The organism is Streptomyces sp. NPDC020917, from assembly GCF_044333795.1.
GTDB lineage: Bacteria > Actinomycetota > Actinomycetes > Streptomycetales > Streptomycetaceae > Actinacidiphila.
In genome coordinates, this window is the sequence record NZ_JBIRRR010000004.1 from 364,824 (window position 1) to 388,888 (window position 24,065).

Sequence of the window (24,065 nt, forward strand, 5' to 3'; positions counted from 1 at the left end):
GAAGCGAGCAACAAGTGATCGACATCATCCGGCTGACCGCCGCCGAGACCGCCGCGAAGATCGCCTCCGGCGAGCTGACCGCCGTCGAGGTGACCGAGGCGCACCTGGCCCGCATCGAGGCCGTCGACGAGAAGGTGCACGCCTATCTGTACGTGGACCGCGAGGGCGCCCTGGCCCAGGCCCGCGCCGTGGACGCCAAGCGCGCCGCGGGCGAGCCGCTGGGCCCGCTGGCCGGCGTCCCGCTGGCGCTGAAGGACATCTTCACCACCGAGGGCGTGCCCACCACCGTCGGCTCCAAGATCCTCGAGGGCTGGATCCCGCCGTACGACGCGACCGTCACCAAGCGGCTGAAGGACGCCGACGTGGTGATCCTCGGCAAGACCAACATGGACGAGTTCGCCATGGGGTCCTCGACCGAGAACAGCGCGTACGGCCCGACCGGCAACCCGTGGGACCTGACCCGCATCCCCGGCGGCTCCGGCGGCGGCTCGGCCGCTGCCCTCGCCTCCTACCAGGCGCCGCTGGCCATCGGCACCGACACCGGCGGCTCCATCCGGCAGCCCGCCGCCGTCACCGCGACCGTCGGCGTCAAGCCGACCTACGGCGGGGTGTCCCGGTACGGCATGGTCGCCTTCTCGTCCTCCCTGGACCAGGGCGGCCCCTGCGCCCGCACCGTGCTGGACGCGGCGCTGCTGCACGAGGTGATCGCCGGGCACGACCCGATGGACTCCACCTCGATCGACGCCCCGGTGCCCCCGGTGGTGGAGGCGGCCCGCAGCGGCAGCGTGGCGGGCCTGCGGATCGGCGTGATCAAGGAGTTCAGCGGCGAGGGCTACCAGGCCGGCGTCGTGCAGCGCTTCAACGAGTCCGTCGAGATGCTGCGCGAGCTGGGCGCCGAGGTCGTCGAGCTGTCCTGCCCGTCGTTCACCTACGCGCTGGCCGCGTACTACCTCATCGCGCCGTCGGAGTGCTCCAGCAACCTGGCCCGCTTCGACGCGATGCGCTACGGCCTGCGGGTCGGCGACGACGGCTCGCACTCGGCGGAGGAGGTCACCGCGCTGACCCGCGAGGCGGGCTTCGGCCCCGAGGTCAAGCGCCGCGTCATCCTCGGCACCTACGCGCTCAGCTCCGGCTACTACGACGCCTACTACGGCTCCGCGCAGAAGGTCCGCACCCTGATCTCCCGCGACTTCGAGCGGGCGTTCGAGAAGGTCGACGTCATCGTGTCGCCGACCACCCCCACCACCGCGTTCCCGATCGGCGAGCGCGCCGACGACCCGCTGGCGATGTACCTGGCCGACCTGTGCACCATCCCGGTCAACCTGGCCGGCAACGCGGCGATGTCGCTGCCCTGCGGTCTGGCCCCGGAGGATGGTCTCCCGGTGGGTCTGCAGATCATCGCGCCCGCGCTCCAGGACGACCGGCTCTACCGGGTCGGCGCCGCCGTCGAGGCCGCCTTCGTGAAGAAGTGGGGCCACCCGCTGCTTGAGGAGGCACCGCAGCTGTGAGCACCAACAAAGGCAAGAAGAGCAAGGCCGGCACCTACCTGGCGATCGGCACCACCCTGTTCGCCGCCTTCAGCAACATCAAGAAGGTGCGCAGCGCCCGCGGCGACGAGGACACCCTGCAGCTGGTCGACGGCCTGATCCGGGTCGCCGCGGTGGCCACCGGCGTGGCCCTGCTCGTTCGCGAGCTGCGCCAGCACGACGACGACGTCCTGACGGACTGAAAGGTAGAGCGAGCTGTGACCGTCACGGACCTGCTGTCCTACGAGGATGCGCTGGCGTCGTACGACCCGGTGATGGGCCTTGAGGTCCATGTGGAGCTGGGCACCCGCACGAAGATGTTCTGCGGCTGCTCCACGGAGCTGGGGGCCGACCCCAACTCCCAGACCTGCCCGACCTGTCTGGGCCTGCCCGGCTCGCTGCCGGTGGTCAACGCGATCGGCGTCGAGTCGGCGATCAAGATCGGCCTGGCGCTGAACTGCGAGATCGCCGAGTGGTGCCGCTTCGCGCGGAAGAACTACTTCTACCCGGACATGCCGAAGAACTTCCAGACCTCGCAGTACGACGAGCCGATCGCCTTCAACGGCTATCTGGACGTCCAGCTGGAGGACGGCGAGGTCTTCCGGGTACAGATCGAGCGCGCCCACATGGAGGAGGACACCGGCAAGTCCACCCACGTGGGCGGCGCGACCGGCCGCATCCACGGCGCGACGTACTCGCTGCTGGACTACAACCGGGCCGGCATCCCGCTGATCGAGATCGTCACCAAGCCGATCGAGGGCGCCGGCGCGCGGGCCCCCGAGGTGGCCCGGGCGTACGTCGCCGAGCTGCGCGAGCTGATCAAGGCGCTGGGCGTGTCCGAGGCCCGCATGGAGATGGGCCAGATGCGCTGCGACGTGAACCTGTCGCTGCGCCCGCAGGGCCGGGCGGCGTTCGGCACCCGCAGCGAGACCAAGAACGTCAACAGCCTGCGCAGCGTCGAGCGGGCCGCCCGCTTCGAGATCCAGCGGCACGCCGCGGTGCTGTCGTCCGGCGGCACCATCGTGCAGGAGACCCGCCACTTCCACGAGGAGGACGGCTCCACCACCTCGGGCCGGATCAAGGAGGAGGCGGAGGACTACCGCTACTTCCCCGAGCCCGACCTGGTGCCGGTCGCGCCGCCGCGGGAGTGGGTCGAGGAGCTGCGGGCCGGGCTGCCGGAGCTGCCGCGCCTGCGCCGCGAGCGGCTGAAGAGCGACTGGGGCATCTCCGACCACGAGATGCAGTCGGTGCTCAACGCCGGCGCGATCGACCTGATCGTCGCCACCATCGAGGCCGGCGCGGACGCCGCCTCGGCCCGCAAGTGGTGGATGGGCGAGTTGGCCCGGCACGCCAACGAGTCCGGCAGCGAGCTGTCGGCGCTGCCGATCACCCCGGTGCAGGTGGCCAGGGTCTCGGCCCTGGTGGCCGCGGGCGACCTCAACGACAAGCTGGCCCGCCAGGTCATCGAGGGCGTGCTGGCCGGCGAGGGCGAGCCGGACACCGTGGTGGAGAAGCGCGGGCTGAAGGTCGTCTCCGACGACAGCGCGCTCGGTGCGGCGGTCGACCAGGCCATCGCGGACAACGCGGCGGTCGCCGACAAGATCCGCGGCGGCAACCTCGCGGCGGCCGGCGCGCTGATCGGCGCGGTCATGAAGCTGACCCGCGGCCAGGCCGACGCCAAGAGGGTGCGCGAACTGGTTCTGGAGAAGCTCGGCGTCCAGGGCTGACCCTCGCCTTGTAAGGCGTTCGTAAGGACGGCACCGCAGGTCAGGTGCCGTCCTTACATGTTTTTTACCGCTTGTGAGGAAGGGCACGAAAGTCCCAATCGATCACTTTTAGCTGGCACAGTGAAGCGGACCCTTCGGGCAGCCTCACAGGAGAGACAACTGCGCATGGCCGCACTCGCCAGGTGGTGCCTCAACCGCCGCATCACCGTCGTGCTCCTGTGGCTCGCCGTCCTCGTCGGCCTCACCGCTGCCGCCGGCGCCGCGGGGTCGGCGTACTCCAAGAGCTACGAGGCACCCGGCACCGAGTCCGGTCACGCGGCGACCCTGCTGAAGGACGCGTTCCCCGAGCAGGCCGGCGACAGCGACACCATCGTCTGGCACACCGACCACGGCACCGTCCGGGCCGCCGCCGTCGAGCAGTCCATGGGCAAGGTCCTCGACAAGGCCCGCACGCTGCCCGGCGTCACCTCGGTCGTCAGCCCCTACGACACCGCCGGCGCATCCCAGATCAGCCGCGACGGGCACACCGCCTACGCGGCCGTCTCCTACGGCCAGAGCGCCGACACCATCAGCTCCGCCCAGGCCCAGGCGCTGGTCGACACCGCGAAGTCCGCCCAGACCCCCGATCTGCAGGTGGCGCTGGGCGGCCAGGCGGTCGGCAACACCGAGGGCACCAGCGCCCACCTCAGCGAGATCGTCGGCGTCGCCGTCGCCGCCGTCGTGCTGCTGCTGGCGTTCGGCTCGTTCGCCGCGATGCTGCTGCCCATCGCGACCGCCCTGGTCGGCTGCGGCACCGCCTACATGGGCACGGTGCTGCTCGGCCACGGCATGACCGTCGCGGACTTCGCGCCCATGCTCGGCATGCTCGTCGGCCTGGGCGTCGGCATCGACTACGCGCTGTTCATCGTCACCCGGCACCGCAAAGGACTCAAACGCGGCCTGACCGTCGCCCAGGCCGCCGAGGAGGCGGTCGCCACCACCGGCAGGGCGGTGGTGTTCGCCGGCGGCACGGTGTGCGCCGCGCTGCTCGGGATGTTCATCCTGCGGCTCGGCTTCCTCAACGGCGTGGCCGTCGCCTCCGCGCTGACCGTCCTGCTCACCGTGGCCGCCTCGATCACCCTGCTGCCCGCGCTGCTCGGCCTGATCGGGCACCGCGCCCTCAGCCGCCGTGAGCGGCGCGCCCTGGCCGAGCACGGGCCGCAGCCGGAGATGCCGGGCGGGCTCGCCGCCCGCTGGTCGGCGTTCGTGGAACGCCGCCCCAAGCTGCTCGGCGGGCTGGCCGCGGTGGTGATGGTGGTGCTGGCGCTGCCCACCTTCTCCCTGCACCTCGGCACCTCCGACCAGGGCAACGGCCCGGCCACCGCCACCACCCGCCAGGCGTACGACCTGCTCGCCGACGGATTCGGGCCCGGCACCAACGGCCCGCTCACCCTCGTCGGCACCACCGACGGCGCCGCCGCCCGGGTGGCGATGGACGACCTGCCGCAGACCCTCCGGCACACCCCGGGCGTGGCCAGCGTCAGCCCGGCCTCCTTCGACCGGGCCGGCAGCACCGGCGTGATCACCGTCGTCCCCGACAGCGCCCCGCAGTCCCGGTCCACCTCGGCCCTGGTCGAGCACCTGCGCCATGACGTGCTGCCCGCCGCCGAGCACGGCACCGGCCTGCACGTGTACGTCGGCGGCACCACCGCCAGCTACGACGACTTCGCCGGGGTGATCGTCGGCAAGCTCCCGCTGTTCGTCGGCTGCGTCGTCGGCCTCGGCGGGATCCTGCTGCTGCTCGCCTTCCGCTCGCTCGGCGTCCCGCTGAAGGCCGCGGTGATGAACGTGGCGGCCGTCGCCGCGTCGTTCGGCGTGGTCACCGCGATCTTCCAGTGGGGCTGGGGCATCTCGTGGCTCGGGCTGGGCCGGGCAGGGCCGATCGAGCCGTTCCTGCCGGTGATCATGGTGTCGGTGCTCTTCGGGCTCTCCATGGACTACCAGGTCTTCCTGGTCAGCCGGATGTACGAGGAGTGGCGGGAGACCCGCGACAACCGCCGTGCGGTGCGCGTCGGGCTGGCCGAGACCAGCCGGGTGATCAACTCCGCCGCGGTCATCATGATCGCCGTCTTCCTGGCCTTCGTGCTCAGCGGCGACCGCGTCATGTCGATGTTCGGCATCGGGCTGGCCTCCGCGGTGGCACTCGACGCGTTCGTGCTGCGCACGCTGATGGTGCCCGCGCTGATGCATCTGCTGGGCGGCGCCAACTGGTGGCTGCCGGGCTGGCTGGAACGGCGGCTGCCGCGGCTGAGCATCGAGGCGCCCGCCACCGCCACCGCCATCCCGCCGGCGCCCGCGCTGGACGCCGCCCTACCGGTGCCGCCCGCGCCCGATCAGCGCTCGAGCTTGGGATTGGCGAGCACGCCGACCCCGCAGTCCGAGTCGCTGTCGGAGGACCAGTCGACGCGCAGCCGCAGCGCCCCGGAGACGTTCAGGACCCGGTGAAGCGGGTTGCCCAGGCTGACCCGGTCATGCGCCAGCCGGCTGTTGTCCACGGTGATCGTGAACGTCATCGGCAGGTCCTTCCTGTTGTCGTCCAGCCCGAGCAGGACGTCGAAGGTGCTGTAGCCGCGGCCGAGGTTGTACTCGACGTACCCGGCGTCGCACTCGTTGTCGCCGGTCCGCAGCACGTCGTCGTACAGCTTGCCGCTGACCTCCGCGGTGCCGGTGTTCAGGCCGTAGTAGCTGGAGTCGACCGACTGCATGGTGGTCAGCGAGTCCGTGTCACCCGGCTTGAACGTGGCGTTCCCGGTGGAGCTGGGGTCCGCGGACGGGTCGTCCGACGCCGCCGGGGCCGTCGTCGTGGGCACGCCGCTCGGCGTGGCCGGCGCGCTGGTGGCCGGGGTGCCGGTCGGCCCGTCGGCGTGCTTGTCGTCGCCCTTGCCGCCGGACAGCGCGACGCCCGCGTAGGCGCCGCCGCCGACCAGCAGCGCCGCCACGACCAGCGCGAGCACGACCTTCGGCTTGCGGCTGCGCCTGCGGTCCCCGGACCCGCCGCCGTCGCCCGTGCCCGACCCCGGAACGGGCTGCTGGGTCAGCGGCACCGTGGACCCGGTGCCGCCCGCGCCCCCGCCGCCCTGGCCCGCCGGCGGGGCGGCCTCCGGGGCGTAGGGAGAGGGCGGCAGCGGGGCCGCGGGCTCCTTCGGCGCGTAGGGGGAGGGCGGCAGGACCGGGGCCTCCGCGGCGGCGGCCTGCGGGGCCTGCGCGGCATCCGGCCGGGCTGCCGGGCCGGCCGCCTGGTGCGCGCCCTGTCCGGCCGCGGCCGGAGCCGCCGGCGCGGCTGACGGTGCCTGCCGCGGTACGGTGGCCGGCTCCGCGGCGCCCTGCGGGGCCTGCGCGGGCTGCGGCGGAACGGGGGCGGCGGGTGCGTCGGCGGCGCCCGCGGCCGGCGCGTGCGCGGGCGGCGGCGGCACGGCCGGGGCGGCAGGCGCCGGAACGGGCACGGGCGCGGGACCGGCGGGCTTGGGAGGCGCCGGCGGCCTCGTCGTCGAGATGACGGCGGGCCGCAGCTCGCGCACCCACGCCGCCAGCGACTCCGGGCGGTCCGCCGGGTCGGTGGCGAAGATGGTGGCGATGCGCGCCGCCTTCTCCGTGTCCAGCGCCACCAGTTCCGGCAGGTCCAGCAGCGCGGCCCGCAGCGTCTCCGGCATCGTGGCCGGCGAGTCCCCGCTGAGCAGGAAGTACGCCAGCGCGCCGAACGCGTACCGGTCGGTGGCCGGGCTGCGCTTGCCCTCGAAGACCTCGGGCGCGGCGAACCCCGGGGTGAACCACACCTCCGCGGTCTGGTGGTCGGCGGTCAGCTTGCTCAGGCCGAAGTCGACGAGCGTCGCCTGCCCGTGCGTGTCGATCATGACGTTGCCGGGCGACAGGTCGCCGTGCACGACCGTGCGGCCGGACGGCGTCGCCGAACCGCCGTGCAGCCAGTCCAGCACGTCGGCCAGCTGTTCCAGGCAGCGCACCGCCTCGCGGCGCTCGGCCGGGGCGTCCAGCGCCCGCTCGGCCCGCCAGTCGCGCAGGTCCAGGCCCTCGACGTGGTTCATCACCAGGAACAGCGCCCGGCCCGCGCCGGTGTCGTCGGCGCCGCCGGCCGGATGCGCCGACGGGCCCTCGAAGTGCTCCCGGATGCCCACCACGCCCAGCCGGTGGACGAAGCGCAGCAGTTCGGCCTGCTCCCGCCACTTCCCGCTGATCTTGGCGAACAGGTCCTGCGACAGGGTCTGGCGGGCGTCGAGCATCTTCACGACGACCGGTTCCTTCGCCCCGCCGAGTTCCAGCTCGGCCAGATACAGGACCGCCTCGCCGCCTCGGCCGATCGAGCGGAGCAGACGGTAGCGATCGGGCGCGTTGTCCGGGCCGATGTAGAGACCGGTGTCCACGAGCGTGTGATTCCCTCCCCTTGCCCTGGCCGGTGGGCCCACAACACACCGGCGTCCAGGGGTGGTTCAGGTTCCCGCGACCGGTGTTTACCGGTCAAGCGACGTTGCCCGGCCGTGACACGGCCGTTGAGGAGGGACGTCGTTGTGACACGTCGCCGTCACGGGCCCCGGGCCTGAGGCGCCTAAGGCACCTGAGGCGTCTAAGGCCCTGCTCGGGCTCCCTAAGGACCTCTGAGGTGGCGGACCCCGGAAGAAGGCGCCGGGCTAAGGCATCCGCGTGCCCGGCTGAGGCGGTTCCCGGCCTTCCCGGGCCCGGAAGTTCGGGAAGGTGCCCGATGTGGCGGACCCCCCTTGGAGACGAAGCTGAGTACAGCGAAAAGGACAGAACTTCCAAGGAGACACACCATGTTCGGCTACGAACTCCAGCAGGAACGCCGCACCGAGCTCCAGCGCCAGGCCGAGCACTGGCGGCTGGTGCGGGACGCGAAGGCGGCCCGCAGCACCGAGCGCCGGGCGCGCCGGACGCGGGCCCGGGCGGCGGTACGCACCGACACGGAGGGCTCCGCGCCCTCGCTCGGCCGGATCCACCGCGCCGTGCACCCGCACAGCGCGTCATGACCGCCGAGGCGCCGCCGACGCGGCCGGCGTCCGCAAGCCCGGGGACGCCGGCCGCCGTACCCGGCGGCAGCCGGAGGGCGCAGGTAACCGGTGTCGCCGCGGGGGGCTTGCATGACATGCTCGTCAGCGTGCAGACACAGTCCCTCAGCCCGGTGTTCATCGGCCGCGACGCCGAGCTGAAACGCCTGGCCGCGGCGCTCGCGGCGGCGGGCCGGGGCGAGCCGCAGGCGGTGCTGATCGGCGGCGAGGCCGGGGTCGGCAAGACCCGGCTGACCGAGGAGTTCCTGACGGCCGCGCGGGGCACGGGGGCCGTCGCCGCCGTCGGGGCCTGTGTGGAGATCGGTGCGGACGGGCTGCCGTTCGCACCGATCTCGACCGCGCTGCGCGACCTGCACGGCACCCTCGGCGCCGAACTGCTCGGCGCGGCCGCGGGCCAGGAGGCCGAGCTGGCCCGGCTGCTGCCGGACCTCGGTGAGCAGGGCGCCACCCGGCACGACCCGCACGACGAGAACGGCCGGGTCCGCCTCTTCGAACTCACCGTCCGGCTGCTGGAACGCCTCGGCGCCGACCGCACGCTCGTGCTCGTCGTCGAGGACCTGCACTGGGCCGACCGCTCCACCCGCGAACTGCTCGCCTACCTCTTCCGCTCGCTGCAGCGCGCCCGGGTGCTGATCGCCGCCACGTACCGGGCCGACGACATCCACCGCCGCCACCCGCTGCGGCCGTTCCTCGCCGAGACCGACCGGCTGCGCACCGTCGACCGCATCGAGCTGTCCCGGTTCACCCACGACGAGGTGGGCCGGCAGCTGGCCGCCATCCTCGGCGTCGAACCCGAGGACGCCGTCGTCGACCAGGTCTTCGCCCGCTCCGACGGCAACCCCTTCTTCGTCGAGGAACTCGCCTGCTCGCTGACCGGCGCGTGCTCCACCGGGATCAGCGACTCCCTGCGCGACCTGCTGCTGGTGCGGGTCGAGGCGCTGTCCGAGGACGCCCTGCGGGTCGCCAGGATCCTGGCCGAGGGCGGCAACACCGTCGAGTACCGGCTGCTGGACGCCGTCGCAAGGCTCGGTGAGGACCAGCTGCTCGACGCGCTGCGCACCGCCGTCGGGGCGAACATCCTGCTGCCCACCGACAGCGGCGACGGCTACCGGTTCCGCCACTCGCTGGTCCGTGAGGCGGTCGGCGACGACCTGCTGCCCGGCGAGCGCAGCCGCATCAACCGCCGCTACGCCGAAGCCATCGAGGCCGACCCCACGCTGGTGCGGGCCGACGAGCGGGCCGCCCGGCTGGCCAGTTACTGGTACCACGCGCACGACGCGGCCCGGGCGCTGCCCGCGGTGCTGCGCGCCTCCGTCGAGGCCCGGCACCGGCACGCCTACGCCGAGCAGCACCGCCTGCTGGAGCGGGCGCTGGAACTGTGGGAGGACGCGCCCGAGGACGTCCGCGCCGAACTGCGGCCCGTCGACTACGCCGAGGCCTATCCGCCGCTGGCCTCCGGCATGGGGGATCCCGGCGGCAGCGACCCGGACACCCCGCTCGGCTTCCTCGACCTGCTCGCCGAGATCACCGTCGCCGCACGGCTCAGCGGCGAGCGCGAACGCGCCTACACCGTCGCCAAGCGCGCCACCCACCTCATCGAGCGCACCGGCACGGTGGTGCCGCTGCGCGCCGCCTGGTTCTGGGCCCAGCGGTCCCGGCTCACCGAGGACCTGGCGCGCGGCGACGGCTGGGAGGAGCTGTCGCGCGCCCGCGAACTGGTCAGGGGGCTGCCGCCGTCCGCCGCGCACGCCGAGGTGATGGCGATGATCGCGGCGTGGATCATGGTCCACAAGTCCGGCTCCGAGGGCATCTCCATCGCCCGCCGGGCCGTCGAACTCGCCCGGACCTCCGGCGACCGCGACACCGAACTGCACGCCCGCGTCACCCTCGGCCTGCTCCAGGTCGACGCCGGCGAAGTCGACCGCGGCATCGCCGAGGTCGAGGACGTCGGGCGGGTGGCCCGCGACCTGCGCTCGCCGAACATCATCGCCCGCACCTTCGGGAACCTCTCCTCCGTGCTGGAGGGCGCGGGCCGCTCCGCGGAGGCCGTGCGGGTCAGCCGCGAGGGACTGGCGCTGCTGGGGGAGAAGGTCGCCAACGTGACCCGGGCCTGGCTGCTCACCAACGAGGGCGAGTCGCTGCTGGCCTCCGGCGGCTACGAGGCGGCGTTCGCCCCGCTGGACCAGGCACGGCGGCTGGTCGACCGGACGTTCCTTCGCGGCGGCATGGCGACCTGGCTCGGCGTGCGGGCACTGGCCGTCGGCGACCCGGACGGCGCGGCGCGCTACCACGCCGAGGCGCAGGAGCTGCTGCGGCACGACACGCAGCCGCAGCACCTCATCCCGATCCGCATGCTCGCGGTGCGGCTGGCCGCCGCCCAGGGCCGGTACGACGACGCCCGGCGCGAGCTGCTGACCGGCATCGACGTGGGCTTCCCGCCCGGCACCGCGCGCTACAGCTGGCCGCTGCTCGCCGCGGGCGCCGCGGTCGAGGGCGCGCAGGCCCAGGCCGGCGCCGCGGACCCCGACGTGCTGAAGCGGATCCGGGACGCGGCCCGGCAGCTGCCGCGGCACTCCGGTGTGGACGCGGCCCACGCGCTGCTCGTCGAGGCCGAGTTGGTCCAGGCGCAGGGCGACGGGGACGCCGCGCTGTGGGCCGCCGCGGAGGACGCGTTCGCGGCGGAGGAACGGCCGGTGGAACTCGCCGGGATCAGGTTGCGGCGTGCGGAGTGCGTGCTGGCGCGGGGCGCGCGCGAGGAGGGGGCGGACCTGGTGGTCCTGGCGCACGCCGCGGCCGGGCGGGCCGGGGCGAAGCCGCTCGTGGCGCGGATCGAGGCGGTGGCGCGGCGGGCCGGGATCGCCCTCCAGGCCGCCGCTCCCGCGGACGAGGGCGGCGGGGCCGCCTCCGTGGAGTCGCTCGGGCTCACCGCTCGCGAGCGGGACGTGCTCAGGCTGGTCGCCGACGGGCGGACGAACCGGCAGATCGCGGAGGAGCTCTTCATCTCGCCCAAGACGGCGAGTGTGCACGTCTCCAACATCCTGGCCAAGCTTTCCGTGTCCACCCGCGGCGAGGCCGCCGCCCTCGCCCACCGCCTCTCCCTCTTCCCCGACTAGCCCCCTCACCCCGCCGGGCCGCGCTCCCGTCTGCCCCGCCGCGTCGGCTGGTCGCGCAGTTCCCCGCGCCCCTTTCGGGTTCCGCCGTGCCGGGCGGGGGTGCGTTGCCGCCGGGGGCGCCCCGTAGGGGCGCGGGGAACTGCGCGACCAGCCACGGTGAGAGGCGCGGGGATCCGGCGGGGGAGTGGGGCAGACGGGGGCGTCGGCGGCCGCCGGGCCGCGCGGGGCAGGCCGCGGGGAACGGGAGCTAGGAGACGGTGAGTTGGAGGATGCGGTCGTCTCCGGGGTGCGGCTTGCCGCGCCCGTCCGTGTTGCTCGTGCTCAGCAGCAGCGTGTGATCGTCGACGGCGACCACCGTCCGCAGGCGCCCGTACGTGCCGGTGAGGAACGCCTGGGGCGCCGCGGCGGTCCGCGTGCCCTGGAGGGGGATCCGCCACAGCCGCTGCCCGCGCAGCGCGGCCATCCAGATCGAACCCGCCGCGTAGGCGATGCCGCTGGGCGACGCCACGTCGGGGTGCCACTGGACGACCGGGTCGATGTACGGCGCCCGGTGGGCGATCCCCTCGACCACCGGCCACCCGTAGTTGCCGCCCGGCTTGATGAGGTTCAGCTCGTCCCAGGTGTCCTGCCCGAACTCCGAGGACCACAGCCGCCCTTGGGCGTCCCAGGCGAGCCCCTCGACGTTGCGGTGGCCGGAGGAGTACACCAGCGACCCGGGGGTCGGGTTGTCCTGCGGCGGCTGGCCGTCCGGCGTCATCCGCAGGATCTTGCCGGCCAGCGACGACATGTCCTGGGCCAGCTGGGGCCGCCCGGTCTCGCCGGTCCCGGCGTACAGCATGCCGTCGGGCCCGAACGCGATCCGCCCGCCGTCGTGGTCCAGGCCCATCGGGATGCCCCGCAGGATGGTGTCGGGCGCCCCGAGCTGCTCGCCCTGGGCCCGCGTCGGGTCGTACAGCATGCGCGCGATGCGGTTGTCGGACTCGGTGGTGAAGTACGCGTAGACCAGGTGGTCCGAGCCGAAGTCCGGGGAGACGGCGAGCCCGAGCAGCCCCGCCTCGCCGCCCTGGGTGTGCGAGACGCCCGGCACCACGCCGATCTGCGTGGCCGTGTGCTTCTGCGGGTCGACCCGGGAGATCTTCCCGCTGTCCCGGGACCCCACCAGCAGCGCGCCGTCCGGGAGCTGGACCACACCCCAGGGCTGGGCCAGGCCGGTGACGGTGGTTCCGGTGACCTTGGCGGTGCCCTTGGCCGGTGCCGCGGACTCCGTCGGCGAGGCGGTCCCGCTGGGTGCCGCCTGCTGGGACGCCGTGCCGGACGCCTTCGTGCTCGCCTTCGGCGACAGCAGCGGCGACACCCCGTGGTCCCCGCCCGAGGAGCACGCGCCCAGGACCAGTGCCAGGACCGCGGCCACGGCGCCGACGCCCGTCACACGCCCTGTGCGCACGGCACGCCGGGCGGGCCAGCCGCGCTCCGGGCGGCCCGCGCGCCGTCCGCCCTGTGCGGCGCCCGCCGCGCGTCCACCGGTACGACTGACTGTCCTCACGGACCCAGCACACCACACCCGCGCCCCACCCCGCGCGGCGTTCGCGCGGGGTGATGATCACGGTTCAGTCCCAGGACCCCAGGGCCGGCGGCAGCTCGGCGATCTCCGCGAGATCCGCGTCGGTCAGCCGCAGCGCGGCCGCTCCGGCGTTCTCCGCCGTCCAGCGCGCGGTCTTGGCACCGGGCACCGGGACGACCGAGGGCGCCTGCGCGAGCGTCCAGGCCAGCGCCACCTGCGCCGTCGTCGCGCCGTGCCGTTCGGCCACCCGCCGCAGCCCGGCGACGATCGGCTGGTTCGCGGCCATCATCTCCGCGGTGAACCGCGGATGCCGCGCCCGCAGGTCGTCCGGCTCGAATCCGCCACCCGGGGTGAGGGTGCCGGTCAGGAAGCCGTTGCCCAGCGGCATCGCGGCCAGGAAGCCGACACCGCGCGCCACGCACCACGGCAGCAGCTCGTCCAGCGCCTCCGGCGCCCACACCGACAGCTCGGCCTCGACGCAAGCGACCGGGAAGACCTGCTGGGCGCGGGCGAGGTGGCGCAGGGTCTCCGCGTGCAGCCCGCCGCGCTGCCGCCCCCGCGACCGGCCGCCGCGTGCGCCGACCGCGCACAGGCCCAGCGCCCGCACCTTGCCCGCGGCGACCAGCTCGGCCAGCGCGCCCCAGGTCTCCTCGATCGGGACCTCGGGGTCGACGCGGTGCAGCTGGTAGAGGTCGATCACGTCGGTCTGCAGCCGGCGCAGCGACGCGTCGCAGGCCCGTTTCACGTATCCCGGGCGGCCGTTGGCCACGATGTGCTGCTCGCCGACGAGCAGCCCGCACTTCGTCGACACGAACGCCTCGGCCCGCCGCTCCTTCAACACCCGCCCGAGCAGCAGCTCGTTGGTGAACGGCCCGTACATGTCCGCGGTGTCGAGCAGGGTGGTGCCGCGGTCCAGCGCGGTGTGCACCGCCCGCAACGACTCCTCGCCGTCCTGCCGCGACGTGCTGTACGCCCAGCTCATCGGCATGCAGCCCAGGCCCACCGCGCCCACTTCAAGAGCCGCCGCCCCGACCGTCCTGCACTCCACGTACCCCGACCTCCCTCGCGCGGGCTTACTGTGCCACACGGTCCGCCCGCGGGAAGAAGTCGTAGCCTCCTGACCATGACCGATTCGCGTTCGCCTTCGACGTCCACCCCGTCCGCCGCCGCCCCCGGCCCCGCGTCCGCCGCCTCCGCGGCGGCCCCGTCCCCGTCCTCCGCGGGCCGCCCGCAGGTGTGGCTCTCGCTGCCGCCCGCCGAGATCGAGGGGCTGCCGGACGCCTTCGACTACGTGTACTGGGACGGCACCAGCGCCGACTTCCCCGCCGATCCCGCCGAGGCCGCGTTCTACGTCGTGCCCTACATGAAGGGCCCGACCGCCGGGGCCCTGCCGCTGCCGCGGATGAGCGGGGTGCGGGTGGTCCAGACGCTCAGCGCGGGCGTCGACCACATCGCCCCGCACCTGTCCCAACTCCCGTCCGGTGTAAGGCTGTGCAACGCCCGCGGGGTGCACGAGGCGAGCACCGCGGAACTGACCGTCGCCCTCATCCTCGCCTCGCTGCGCGGCATCCCGCGCTTCGTGCGCGGCCAGGACAACGAGAAGTGGTACGCCGGGTTCTACCCGGCGCTGGCCGACCGCCGGGTGCTGATCGTCGGGTACGGGTCGATCGGCGCGGCCGTCGAGGACCGCCTGATGCCGTTCGAGTGCGAGGTGACCCGGGTCGCCCGCAGCGCGCGGACCACCGCGCGCGGGCCGGTGCACGCGATGGACGACCTGCCGCGGCTGCTGCCGGCCGCCGACGTCGTGGTGCTGACCACACCGCTGACCGAGCAGACCCGGGGGCTGGCGAACGCGCCCTTCCTGGGCGCGATGAAGGACGGCGCGCTGCTGGTGAACGTCGCGCGCGGCCCGGTCGTCGACACCAAGGCGCTGCTCGCCGAGACCGAGTCCGGCCGGCTGACCGCGGCACTGGACGTCACCGACCCCGAGCCGCTGCCCGCCGGCCACCCGCTGTGGCACGCGCCCGGCGTCCTGATCAGCCCGCACGTGGGCGGCAGCACCTCGGCGTTCCTGCCGCGCGCCAAGCGGCTGGTGCGCGCCCAGTTGCAGCGGTTCGCGGCGGGCGAGCCACTGGAGAACGTCGTCGCCGTGAGCTGAGCGACACCGGGTGACTGCAGCGGGTTGCCACCAACCCCCTAGCGATTACGCTCAGTACAGAAGCCCTATCGCTGAGTGACGAATCTGGTGTATCGTCCCGAGCGGGGACGCGCCGCAGCCCGGACACCGGCGGGCAGCGGGGAGTGAACGGACGAACCAGTGACACGAGCAAGGGGGGCGACGGGCGATGCACAGCGGACCGAAGGTTCCGGGCGCGCGAGCCCAGTGCGCCGAAGCCACAACTCGACACCGGACGAAGCCGTGAGCGCCACCGGGGCGGCGGTGCTCGCACCCGCGCACCCCCCGGGGGCCCGCACCGGCCTGCTGCCGCAGCTGATGCTCGCCCTGCTCTGCGGCGGCTACACCACAGGCGCCGCCCTCGGCTGGGGCTCGGACGAACTCGCCCTGTTCATGGGGGACTTCGGACTGTCCGCGGCCTCCGTCACGGCCGCCGCCTCGGCCCTGCTCTACGCCCGCAGGCGGCCCGGCCCCGACCGCCCCGCCTGGATCCTGTTCGCCTTCTCCTCCACCATGCTCGCCGCCGGCAACGCGGTGTGGGGCTGGTACGAGGTGGTGCTGCGCGAGCCGGTACCGCGCACCTCCGCAGCCGACTTCTGCTTCCTGATGTTCGCGCCGCCCGCCGTCATCGGCCTGCTGGTGCTCGCCAAGCGCCCGGTGACCAGGGCCGGTTGGGTCTGCCTGGCGCTGGACACCTGGCTGATCGGCGGCTCGCTGCTCACCCTGTCGTGGAGCCTGGCACTGGCCCGCACCGCACAGCTCGACGGGCCCAGCACCGCCCGCACCGCACTGTCGCTCGCCTACCCGCTGCTGGACATCGTGCTGGTCAGCATGGTGCTGGCGCTGCACTTCCGGCGCTCGGCGGCCAACCGGGCGGCGGTGAACACCGCGATCGCCGCGCTCGCCCTCACCGTGCTGTGCGACGCGCTGTTCACCTCCCCGCTTCTGCGCGCCCACTACCGCTCCGGCCAGGTGCTGGACGCCGGCTGGTTCGCCGGCGCGCTGCTGATGGCGTACGCCCCCTGGGTCGGCGCGCACGTCCAGCACCACCTGCCGCGCCGGACGCCCGGCGCCACCACCCGCAAGGTCGCCGGATCGTTCACCGCCCTGGCGCCCTACCTGGCCGCCGCGGTCTGCACCCTCGGCATCCTCTACGACGTCATCACCGGCGAGAAGTGCAACCGCGTGGTGCTCTTCACCGGCTGCACCGTCGTCATGGCCCTGGTGGTCCGGCAGGGCATCATGCTGCTCGACAACATCACCCTGACCCAGGAACTCGCCCAGAAGGAGAGCCACTTCCGCTCCCTGGTGCAGGGGTCGAGCGACGTGATCATGATCGCCGCGCCCAGCGGGGTGCTGCGCTACGTCTCGCCGGCCGCCCAGGGCGTCTACGGGCGCGACCCGGAGGAACTGGTCGGCACCGAGCTGGCCGCGCACATCCACCCCGAGGACCTGGGCCGGGTCGTCCACGAAGTGCGCCGCTTCCTGGCCGCGCCGCCCGGCGACGAGCCGGCCACCCGCATCGAGTGCCGGATCCGCTCCGGCCACGCGCGCGACGGCCGCGAGGGCTGGCTGCACGTGGAGTCCAGCGTCAACCGCTACCAGAGCGGCCTGATCTTCAACAGCCGGGACGTCACCGAGCGGGTCAGGCTCCAGGCCCAGTTGCAGCACAACGCCTCCCACGACCCGCTCACCGACCTGCCCAACCGGGCGCTGTTCACCGAACGCCTCGGTAAGGCGCTCGGCGGCCGGCGGGCCGGTGACGGCCGGGCCGCGGTCCTCTACGTCGACCTCGACGGCTTCAAGGCGGTCAACGACACCGCGGGCCACCAGGCCGGCGACGACCTGCTCACCCAGGCCGCCCGCCGGCTCCAGGAGACGCTGCGCTCCGGCGACACCGCCGCCCGCCTCGGCGGCGACGAGTTCGCGGTGCTGATCAGCGGCCCGGGCAGCGGCTCGCGCGTCGACGAGGTCCGCGAGCAGCAGATCCGCGAGATCGCCGACCGGCTGCGCACCGCCCTGTCCCGGCCGTACCGGGTCGAGGGCGGCGAGGTCCGGGTCGGCGCCAGCATCGGCGTCGCGCTGGCCCGCTCCGGCGACACCCCCAGCGAGCTGATGCGCAACGCGGACCTGGCGATGTACCGGGCCAAGCAGGCGGGCAAGGGCCGGGTGGAGCTGTACGCGCCGCAGCTGCAGGCCGAGGTGGTCCGCCGCACCGAGCTGGCCGGCCGGCTGCGCAAGGCGCTGCACGAGGGCGAGCTGACCCTGCTCCACCAGCCGGTGGTCGAGCTGGCGGGCGGCCGGATCACCGGCGTCGAGGCCCACCCGCGCTGGCGCTCGGCCGGGGGTTTCGCCAGCACGCCCGCGGACTTCCTGCACGGCCCGGAGACCGCGGAGGACGGCGGCGAGCGCGCCCTGGAACCGTCCCGCTGGCTGCTGGAGCAGGCCGTCGAGCAGGCCGCGCTGCGCTACGACGCCGGCCACCGGGTGCCGGTCACCGTCCGGCTGTCCACCCGGCGGCTGTTCCACCGCGAGCTGCCCGCCGGCACCGTCGAGTCGCTGCTGGACCGGCACGAGCTGCCGGCCGGCTGCCTGGTGCTGGAGCTGGCCGGTGGCGACCCGCACGTCCCGCACGAGGAGCTGGGCCGCCGGCTGTCCGGGCTGCGCCACCGCGGCGTGGGCATCGCGCTGGGCGGCTTCGGCCGCGGCCACGGCGCGCTGGCGGCGCTGCGCGCCCTCCCCGTGGACGTGCTCAAGCTCGACCGCTGCTTCGTCGAGGGCCTGGGCGTCCCCCCGCCGAAGGGAGGGGGGGAGGCCGGCCGGGCCCGCACCATCACCCGCGCCCTGCTGCGGATCGCCCAGGATCTGGGGGTCCGCACCGTCGCCGACGGCGTGGACCGCCCGGAGCAGGTGCACGCGCTGCGGGAGCTGGGCTGCGCCCAGGGCGTCGGCATGGCCTTCGCCGGACCGCTGGACGAGCACCGGCTGCGCCGCTCGCTGGCCCGCGGCCAGTACCCCGTCCCCGCTTCCGAAACCGCCCGTGAGCAGGTCGGTTCCTGCGGCCCGCCACCCCGGCCCAGGCGTTCACATGATGAGACGCCCGTCCCACCCGCTTGACACCCCAGGGGGGACCGGAGGAAGGTCAGGGCCATGCGCACCCGAATTCTCGTACTTGGAAAGCGCGTCGGCTGACCGAGGCTCTCGCCTCGCACCCCACCGGCGCGCTCCCCTCGCTTGCCTCACGGCACGAGGGGTTTTTTGTTGCCCGGGCCGCCCTCGGGCAGCGGATCCCCCTCACCCCCACCACCCTCAGCACCTCATCTTCGAGAGAAGAGAACGCAGATGACCGAGCAGGCCACCGGGTCCCACCATCCGCAGCCGCGGACCCGCAGCACGGCGCCCGCCGCCGCCCCCGCAGAGCGCATGACGGGCGCCCAGTCCCTCATCCGCTCCCTCGAGGCCGTCGGCGCCGACACGGTGTTCGGCATCCCGGGTGGCGCGATCCTGCCGGCGTACGACCCGCTGATGGACTCCTCGAAGGTCCGCCACGTCCTGGTCCGGCACGAGCAGGGTGCGGGCCACGCCGCCACCGGCTACGCGCAGGCCACCGGCAAGGTCGGGGTGTGCATGGCGACCTCGGGGCCCGGCGCCACCAACCTGGTCACGCCGATCGCCGACGCCCACATGGACTCGGTGCCGATCGTCGCGATCACCGGCCAGGTCTCCTCCAAGGCGATCGGCACGGACGCCTTCCAGGAGGCGGACATCTGCGGCATCACCATGCCGGTCACCAAGCACAACTTCCTGGTCACCGACGCGGACGACATCCCGCGGACCATCGCCGAGGCGTTCCACATCGCCTCCACCGGCCGCCCGGGCCCGGTCCTGGTCGACATCGCCAAGGACGCGCTGCAGAACGAGACCAGCTTCTCCTGGCCGCCGCAGCAGGACCTGCCCGGCTACCGCCCGGTGACCAAGCCGCACGCCAAGCAGATCCGTGAGGCCGCCCGGCTGATCAACGAGTCCCGCCGCCCGGTGCTCTACGTCGGCGGCGGCGTGCTCAAGGCCGGCGCCACCGCCGAGCTGCGGATCCTCGCCGAGCTGACCGGCGCCCCGGTCACCACCACCCTGATGGCGCTGGGCGCGTTCCCCGACAGCCACCCGCAGCACGTCGGCATGCCCGGCATGCACGGCGACGTCTCCGCGGTCACCGCCCTGCAGAAGGCCGACCTGATCGTCGCCCTCGGCGCCCGCTTCGACGACCGCGTCACCGGCCGGCTGGACACCTTCGCGCCGCACGCCAAGATCGTGCACGCCGACATCGACCCGGCGGAGATCTCCAAGAACCGGGTCGCGGACGTGCCGATCGTCGGCGACGCCCGCGAGGTGCTGGCCGACCTGATCGTCGCCGTCCAGGCCGACCACGAGGCCGGCCACAAGGGCGACTACTCCGAGTGGTGGGAGCACCTGAACTTCTGGCGGAACACCTACCCGCTGGGCTACGAGGTGCCCGAGGACGGCAGTCTGTCCCCGCAGCAGGTCATCGAGCGGATCGGCCAGCTCGCCCCGGAGGGCACCCTGTTCGCCGCGGGCGTCGGCCAGCACCAGATGTGGGCCGCGCAGTTCATCAAGTACGAGAAGCCCGGCACCTGGTTCAACTCCGGCGGCGCCGGCACCATGGGCTACGCGGTGCCCGCCGCGATGGGCGCCAAGGCCGGCCGTCCCGACGCCACGGTGTGGGCCGTCGACGGCGACGGCTGCTTCCAGATGACCAACCAGGAACTGGTCACCTGCGCGCTGAACAACATCCCGATCAAGGTCGCCATCATCAACAACGGCGCCCTGGGCATGGTCCGCCAGTGGCAGAACCTCTTCTACGGCGAGCGGTTCTCCAACACGGTGCTGCACGCCGGCGCCGAGGGCGTCCCCGGCTCCACCCGCGGGGTCGGCTCCATCCAGAACCGCGGCACCCGCGTGCCGGACTTCGTCAAGCTGGCCGAGGCGATGGGCTGCGTGGGCCTGCGCTGCGAGTCCCCGGAGGACCTGGACAAGGTCATCGCCGAGGCCAACGGCATCAACGACCGCCCGGTCGTCGTGGACTTCATCGTCCACGAGGACGCCATGGTGTGGCCGATGGTCGCCGCCGGCACCTCCAACGACGAGATCATGGCCGCAAGGGACGTTCGTCCTGACTTCAGCGACGGGCTGGACGACTGACCACCGGGAACGGCGAAGACCAGAGCTAAGGAAGACCACCCATGTCCAAGCACACGCTGTCCGTCCTGGTGGAGAACAAGCCCGGCGTCCTGGCCCGGATCACCGCCCTGTTCTCCCGCCGCGGCTTCAACATCGACTCCCTCGCGGTCGGCACCACCGAGCACCCCGACATCTCCCGCATCACCATCGTGGTCAACGTCATCGACGAGCTGCCGCTGGAACAGGTGACCAAGCAGCTGAACAAGCTGGTCAACGTGCTGAAGATCGTCGAACTGGACCCGTCCGCGGCCGTCGCCCGCGAGCTGGTCCTGGTGAAGGTGCGCGCCGACAACGACACGCGCTCCCAGGTCGTCGAGATCGTCCAGCTGTTCCGCGCCAAGACCGTGGACGTCTCGCCGGAGGCCGTCACCATCGAGGCCACCGGATCCGCCGACAAGCTGGAGGCCATGCTGAAGATGCTGGAGCCCTTCGGCATCAAGGAGCTGGTCCAGTCCGGCACGATCGCCATCGGCCGCGGCGCCCGCTCCATCACCGACCGCTCGCTGCGCGCCCTGGATCGGTCCGCGTGACCCCCCGGCGGCGCCGCACCCGCACCGGGAGCGGCGCCGCCGATCCGCATGGCGAGATCGCTGAACCCTTCCCCGCCCACCGGTCGTAACGTGGGCCGTACAACCCGAACCAAGGAGAGACCCGAAGTGGCCGAGCTGTTCTACGACGACGACGCCGACCTGTCCATCATCCAGGGCCGCAAGGTCGCGGTCATCGGATACGGCAGCCAGGGCCACGCCCACGCGCTGTCGCTGCGTGACTCGGGCGTCGACGTGCGCGTCGGTCTGCACGAGGGCTCCAAGTCCCGGGCGCAGGCCGAGGAGCAGGGCCTGCGCGTGGTGACGGTGGCCGAGGCCGCCACCGAGGCCGACGTCATCATGATCCTGGTGCCGGACCCGATCCAGGCCCGCGTCTACGAGGAGTCCATCAAGGACCACCTGAAGGACGGCGACGCGCTGTTCTTCGGCCACGGCCTGAACATCCGGTACGGCTTCATCAAGCCCCCGGCCGGCGTGGACGTCTGCATGGTCGCCCCCAAGGGCCCGGGCCACCTGGTCCGCCGCCAGTACGAGGAGGGCCGCGGCGTCCCGTGCATCGTGGCCGTCGAGCAGGACGCGACCGGCAAGGCGTTCGCGCTGGCCCTGTCCTACGCCAAGGGCATCGGCGGCACCCGCGCCGGCGTCATCAAGACCACCTTCACCGAGGAGACCGAGACCGACCTGTTCGGCGAGCAGGCGGTGCTGTGCGGCGGTACCTCCGCGCTGGTCAAGGCGGGCTTCGAGACCCTGGTCGAGGCCGGCTACCAGCCGGAGATCGCGTACTTCGAGTGCCTGCACGAGCTCAAGCTCATCGTGGACCTGATGTACGAGGGCGGCCTGGAGAAGATGCGCTGGTCGGTCTCCGAGACCGCCGAGTGGGGCGACTACGTCACCGGCCCGCGGATCATCACCGACCAGACCAAGGCGGAGATGAAGAAGGTCCTCTCCGAGATCCAGGACGGCAGCTTCGCCAACAACTGGATCGCCGAGTACAACGCCGGCCTGCCGAAGTACAACGAGTACAAGAAGGCCGACGAGGACCACCTGCTGGAGACCACCGGCAAGAAGCTCCGCAAGCTGATGAGCTGGGTGGACGAGGAGGCGTAAGCCCCACGGGGACGCGCCGGGAGGCGTCGCTTCGTGCACCGTGCCACCGTGGTCCGACCACGATGCGGAACGGGGTTTGTACGAAGCGACGCAACCCTTGCGGGTGATCCTTCCATTTCGTCGAAGGCGCCCGGTAAGCCCGCCGATACACTCCCTTAACAAGCGCGTCAGGCTCACAGCGTCGTGTGTCTTCCGCGGCATGCCACACCCCCGCCTGGTGGGCCCAGCCCACCCCGCCTCCCTGGAGCGGTCGCACGGGACCGGCCGCCCACGAAGGACAAGTGAGGACCACGTGAGCCAGAAGCCTGCCGTACTCATCGCAGAAGAGCTGTCGCCCGCCACGGTGGACGCGCTCGGTCCGGACTTCGAGATCCGGCACTGCAACGGAGCGGACCGAGCCGACCTGCTGTCCGCGATCACCGATGTCGACGCCATCCTGATCCGCAGCGCCACCAAGGTGGACGCCGAGGCCATCGCGGCCGCCCGCAAACTCCGCGTCGTCGCCCGCGCGGGCGTCGGCCTGGACAACGTCGACGTCGCCGCCGCCACCAAAGCCGGCGTGATGGTCGTCAACGCCCCGACGTCCAACATCGTCACCGCCGCCGAACTGGCCTGCGGCCTGATCGTCGCCACCGCCCGCAACATCGCGCCCGCCAACGCGGCGCTGAAGGCGGGGGAGTGGAAGCGGAACAAGTACACCGGCGTCGAGCTGAGCGAGAAGACCCTCGGCGTGGTGGGCCTGGGCCGGATCGGCGTCCTGGTGGCCCAGCGGATGGCCGCCTTCGGCATGAAGGTCGTCGCCTACGACCCCTACGTGCAGCCGGCCAAGGCCGCACAGATGGGCGTCAAGCTGCTGACCCTCGACGAGCTGCTCGAGACCTCCGACTTCATCACCGTGCACCTGCCCAAGACGCCCGAGACGCTCGGCCTGATCGGCGACGAGGCGCTGCACAAGGTCAAGCCGTCGGTCCGGATCGTCAACGCCGCGCGCGGCGGGATCGTCGACGAGGAGGCGCTGGCCTCCGCGCTCAAGGAGGGCCGGGTCGCCGGCGCGGGCCTGGACGTGTACGCCAAGGAGCCCTGCACCGACTCGCCGCTCTTCCAGTTCGACAACGTGGTGGCCACCCCGCACCTGGGCGCCTCCACCGACGAGGCCCAGGAGAAGGCCGGTATCGCGGTCGCCCGGTCGGTGCGGCTGGCGCTGGCCGGCGAGCTGGTGCCGGACGCGGTCAACGTCCAGGGCGGCGTGATCGCCGAGGACGTCAAGCCGGGGCTGCCGCTGGCTGAGAAGCTCGGCCGGATCTTCACCGCGCTGGCCGGCGAGGTCGCCGCCCGGCTCGATGTCGAGGTCTGCGGCGAGATCACCCAGCACGACGTCAAGATCCTCGAACTCAGCGCGCTCAAGGGCGTGTTCGAGGACGTGGTGGCGGAGACGGTGTCCTACGTCAACGCGCCGCTGTTCGCGCAGGAGCGCGGCGTCGAGGTGCGGCTGACCACCAGCAGCGAGTCGCCCAACCACCGCAACCTGGTCACCGTGCGCGGCACGCTCGCCGACGGCGCCGAGGTCTCGGTCTCCGGCACGCTGGCCGGTCCCAAGCACCTGCAGAAGATCGTCGCGGTCGGCGACGAGGACGTCGACCTGGCGCTCGCCGACCACATGGCGTTCCTGCGCTACACCGACCGTCCGGGCGTGGTCGGCACCATCGGCCGCATCCTCGGCGAGGTCGACGTCAACATCGCCGGCATGCAGGTCGCCCGCGCGGCCGTCGGCGGCGAGGCCCTGGTGGCCCTCACCGTCGACACCACCATCCCGGCCGGCGTCCTGGCCGACATCGCCGACGAGATCGGCGCCACCTCGGCCCGCGCCGTCAACCTGGTCGACTGACCCGACCCGCACGAGCCCCCGCGTCAAATGACGGCGCCGCCATTCACTCGCAAGGATGGCGGCGCTGCCGTTTCCCGGCACACCGAGTCCACGG

The 24,065-nt window shown here is 73.1% G+C and carries 15 protein-coding genes; 12 read left to right on the forward strand and 3 right to left on the reverse strand.

Annotated features, from left to right (window positions below; translation table 11 throughout):
• Positions 1-14: 14 nt before the first annotated feature.
• From gatA to ACH4TG_RS11505, 4 genes are all read left to right on the forward strand, one after another.
• Positions 15-1,508 carry an Asp-tRNA(Asn)/Glu-tRNA(Gln) amidotransferase subunit GatA gene (gene gatA, locus ACH4TG_RS11490; protein ID WP_398241967.1) on the forward strand — a complete coding sequence of 498 codons (1,494 nt, stop codon included), beginning with the start codon at positions 15-17 and terminating at the stop codon, positions 1,506-1,508.
• Positions 1,505-1,729: a hypothetical protein gene (locus ACH4TG_RS11495; RefSeq protein WP_398241968.1), complete on the forward strand. Its 225-nt coding sequence runs from the start codon at positions 1,505-1,507 to the stop codon at positions 1,727-1,729. Before gatA ends, ACH4TG_RS11495 begins: the two co-directional genes overlap by 4 nt.
• Positions 1,730-1,744: 15 nt before the next feature.
• Positions 1,745-3,253, forward strand: a complete 1,509-nt coding sequence (gene gatB / locus ACH4TG_RS11500) for an Asp-tRNA(Asn)/Glu-tRNA(Gln) amidotransferase subunit GatB (protein WP_398241969.1) — start codon at positions 1,745-1,747, stop codon at positions 3,251-3,253.
• Between the two features lie 165 nt (positions 3,254-3,418).
• On the forward strand, positions 3,419-5,737 hold the full coding sequence (locus ACH4TG_RS11505) for an MMPL family transporter (protein ID WP_398241970.1): 2,319 nt from the start codon (positions 3,419-3,421) through the stop codon (positions 5,735-5,737).
• On the opposite strand, the gene ACH4TG_RS11510 is transcribed toward ACH4TG_RS11505, so the two are convergent.
• Positions 5,626-7,668: a protein kinase gene (locus ACH4TG_RS11510; protein WP_398241971.1), complete on the reverse strand. Its 2,043-nt coding sequence runs from the start codon at positions 7,666-7,668 to the stop codon at positions 5,626-5,628. The genes ACH4TG_RS11505 and ACH4TG_RS11510 overlap by 112 nt on opposite strands.
• 405 nt (positions 7,669-8,073) lie before the next feature.
• Between ACH4TG_RS11510 and ACH4TG_RS11515 the strand changes: the two genes are divergently transcribed.
• On the forward strand, positions 8,074-8,286 hold the full coding sequence (locus ACH4TG_RS11515; RefSeq protein WP_398241972.1) for a hypothetical protein: 213 nt from the start codon (positions 8,074-8,076) through the stop codon (positions 8,284-8,286).
• Positions 8,283-11,438, forward strand: a complete 3,156-nt coding sequence (locus tag ACH4TG_RS11520; RefSeq protein WP_398241973.1) for an AAA family ATPase — start codon at positions 8,283-8,285, stop codon at positions 11,436-11,438. Before ACH4TG_RS11515 ends, ACH4TG_RS11520 begins: the two co-directional genes overlap by 4 nt.
• 247 nt (positions 11,439-11,685) lie before the next feature.
• On the opposite strand, the gene ACH4TG_RS11525 is transcribed toward ACH4TG_RS11520, so the two are convergent.
• Both ACH4TG_RS11525 and ACH4TG_RS11530 read right to left on the reverse strand, forming a co-directional pair.
• Positions 11,686-12,867 carry a PQQ-dependent sugar dehydrogenase gene (locus ACH4TG_RS11525; protein ID WP_398241974.1) on the reverse strand — a complete coding sequence of 394 codons (1,182 nt, stop codon included), beginning with the start codon at positions 12,865-12,867 and terminating at the stop codon, positions 11,686-11,688.
• Positions 12,868-13,045: 178 nt separating this feature from the next.
• Positions 13,046-14,047 (reverse strand): aldo/keto reductase, encoded by a 1,002-nt coding sequence (locus ACH4TG_RS11530; RefSeq protein ID WP_398241975.1) that lies wholly within the window; start codon positions 14,045-14,047, stop codon positions 13,046-13,048.
• A gap of 186 nt (positions 14,048-14,233) precedes the next feature.
• On the opposite strand from ACH4TG_RS11530, the gene ACH4TG_RS11535 reads away from it, so the two are divergent.
• The 6 genes from ACH4TG_RS11535 (at position 14,234) to serA (ending at position 23,971) form a co-directional block, all read left to right on the forward strand.
• Positions 14,234-15,157, forward strand: a complete 924-nt coding sequence (locus tag ACH4TG_RS11535; RefSeq protein ID WP_398242136.1) for a 2-hydroxyacid dehydrogenase — start codon at positions 14,234-14,236, stop codon at positions 15,155-15,157.
• Between the two features lie 261 nt (positions 15,158-15,418).
• Complete coding sequence (locus ACH4TG_RS11540; protein ID WP_398241976.1) at positions 15,419-18,292, forward strand: putative bifunctional diguanylate cyclase/phosphodiesterase; 2,874 nt, start codon at positions 15,419-15,421, stop codon at positions 18,290-18,292.
• A 225-nt stretch (positions 18,293-18,517) separates the two neighbouring features.
• Positions 18,518-20,392, forward strand: a complete 1,875-nt coding sequence (locus ACH4TG_RS11545; RefSeq protein WP_398241977.1) for an acetolactate synthase large subunit — start codon at positions 18,518-18,520, stop codon at positions 20,390-20,392.
• A gap of 41 nt (positions 20,393-20,433) precedes the next feature.
• On the forward strand, positions 20,434-20,961 hold the full coding sequence (ilvN, locus tag ACH4TG_RS11550; RefSeq protein ID WP_398241978.1) for an acetolactate synthase small subunit: 528 nt from the start codon (positions 20,434-20,436) through the stop codon (positions 20,959-20,961).
• A gap of 126 nt (positions 20,962-21,087) precedes the next feature.
• Positions 21,088-22,086: a ketol-acid reductoisomerase gene (gene ilvC, locus ACH4TG_RS11555; RefSeq protein WP_398241979.1), complete on the forward strand. Its 999-nt coding sequence runs from the start codon at positions 21,088-21,090 to the stop codon at positions 22,084-22,086.
• A gap of 292 nt (positions 22,087-22,378) precedes the next feature.
• Entirely contained in the window at positions 22,379-23,971 is a 1,593-nt protein-coding gene (gene serA, locus ACH4TG_RS11560; protein WP_398241980.1) for a phosphoglycerate dehydrogenase, read from the forward strand.
• Positions 23,972-24,065 lie beyond the last annotated feature (94 nt).

Coding starts and splice junctions, on each gene's coding strand:
- ACH4TG_RS11505 (WP_398241970.1), top strand. CDS start 3,419: ATGGCCGCACTCGCCAGGTGGTGCCTCAACCGCCGCATCACCGTCGTG.
- ACH4TG_RS11515 (WP_398241972.1), top strand. CDS start 8,074: ATGTTCGGCTACGAACTCCAGCAGGAACGCCGCACCGAGCTCCAGCGC.
- ACH4TG_RS11520 (WP_398241973.1), top strand. CDS start 8,283: ATGACCGCCGAGGCGCCGCCGACGCGGCCGGCGTCCGCAAGCCCGGGG.
- ACH4TG_RS11545 (WP_398241977.1), top strand. CDS start 18,518: ATGACCGAGCAGGCCACCGGGTCCCACCATCCGCAGCCGCGGACCCGC.
- ilvN (WP_398241978.1), top strand. CDS start 20,434: ATGTCCAAGCACACGCTGTCCGTCCTGGTGGAGAACAAGCCCGGCGTC.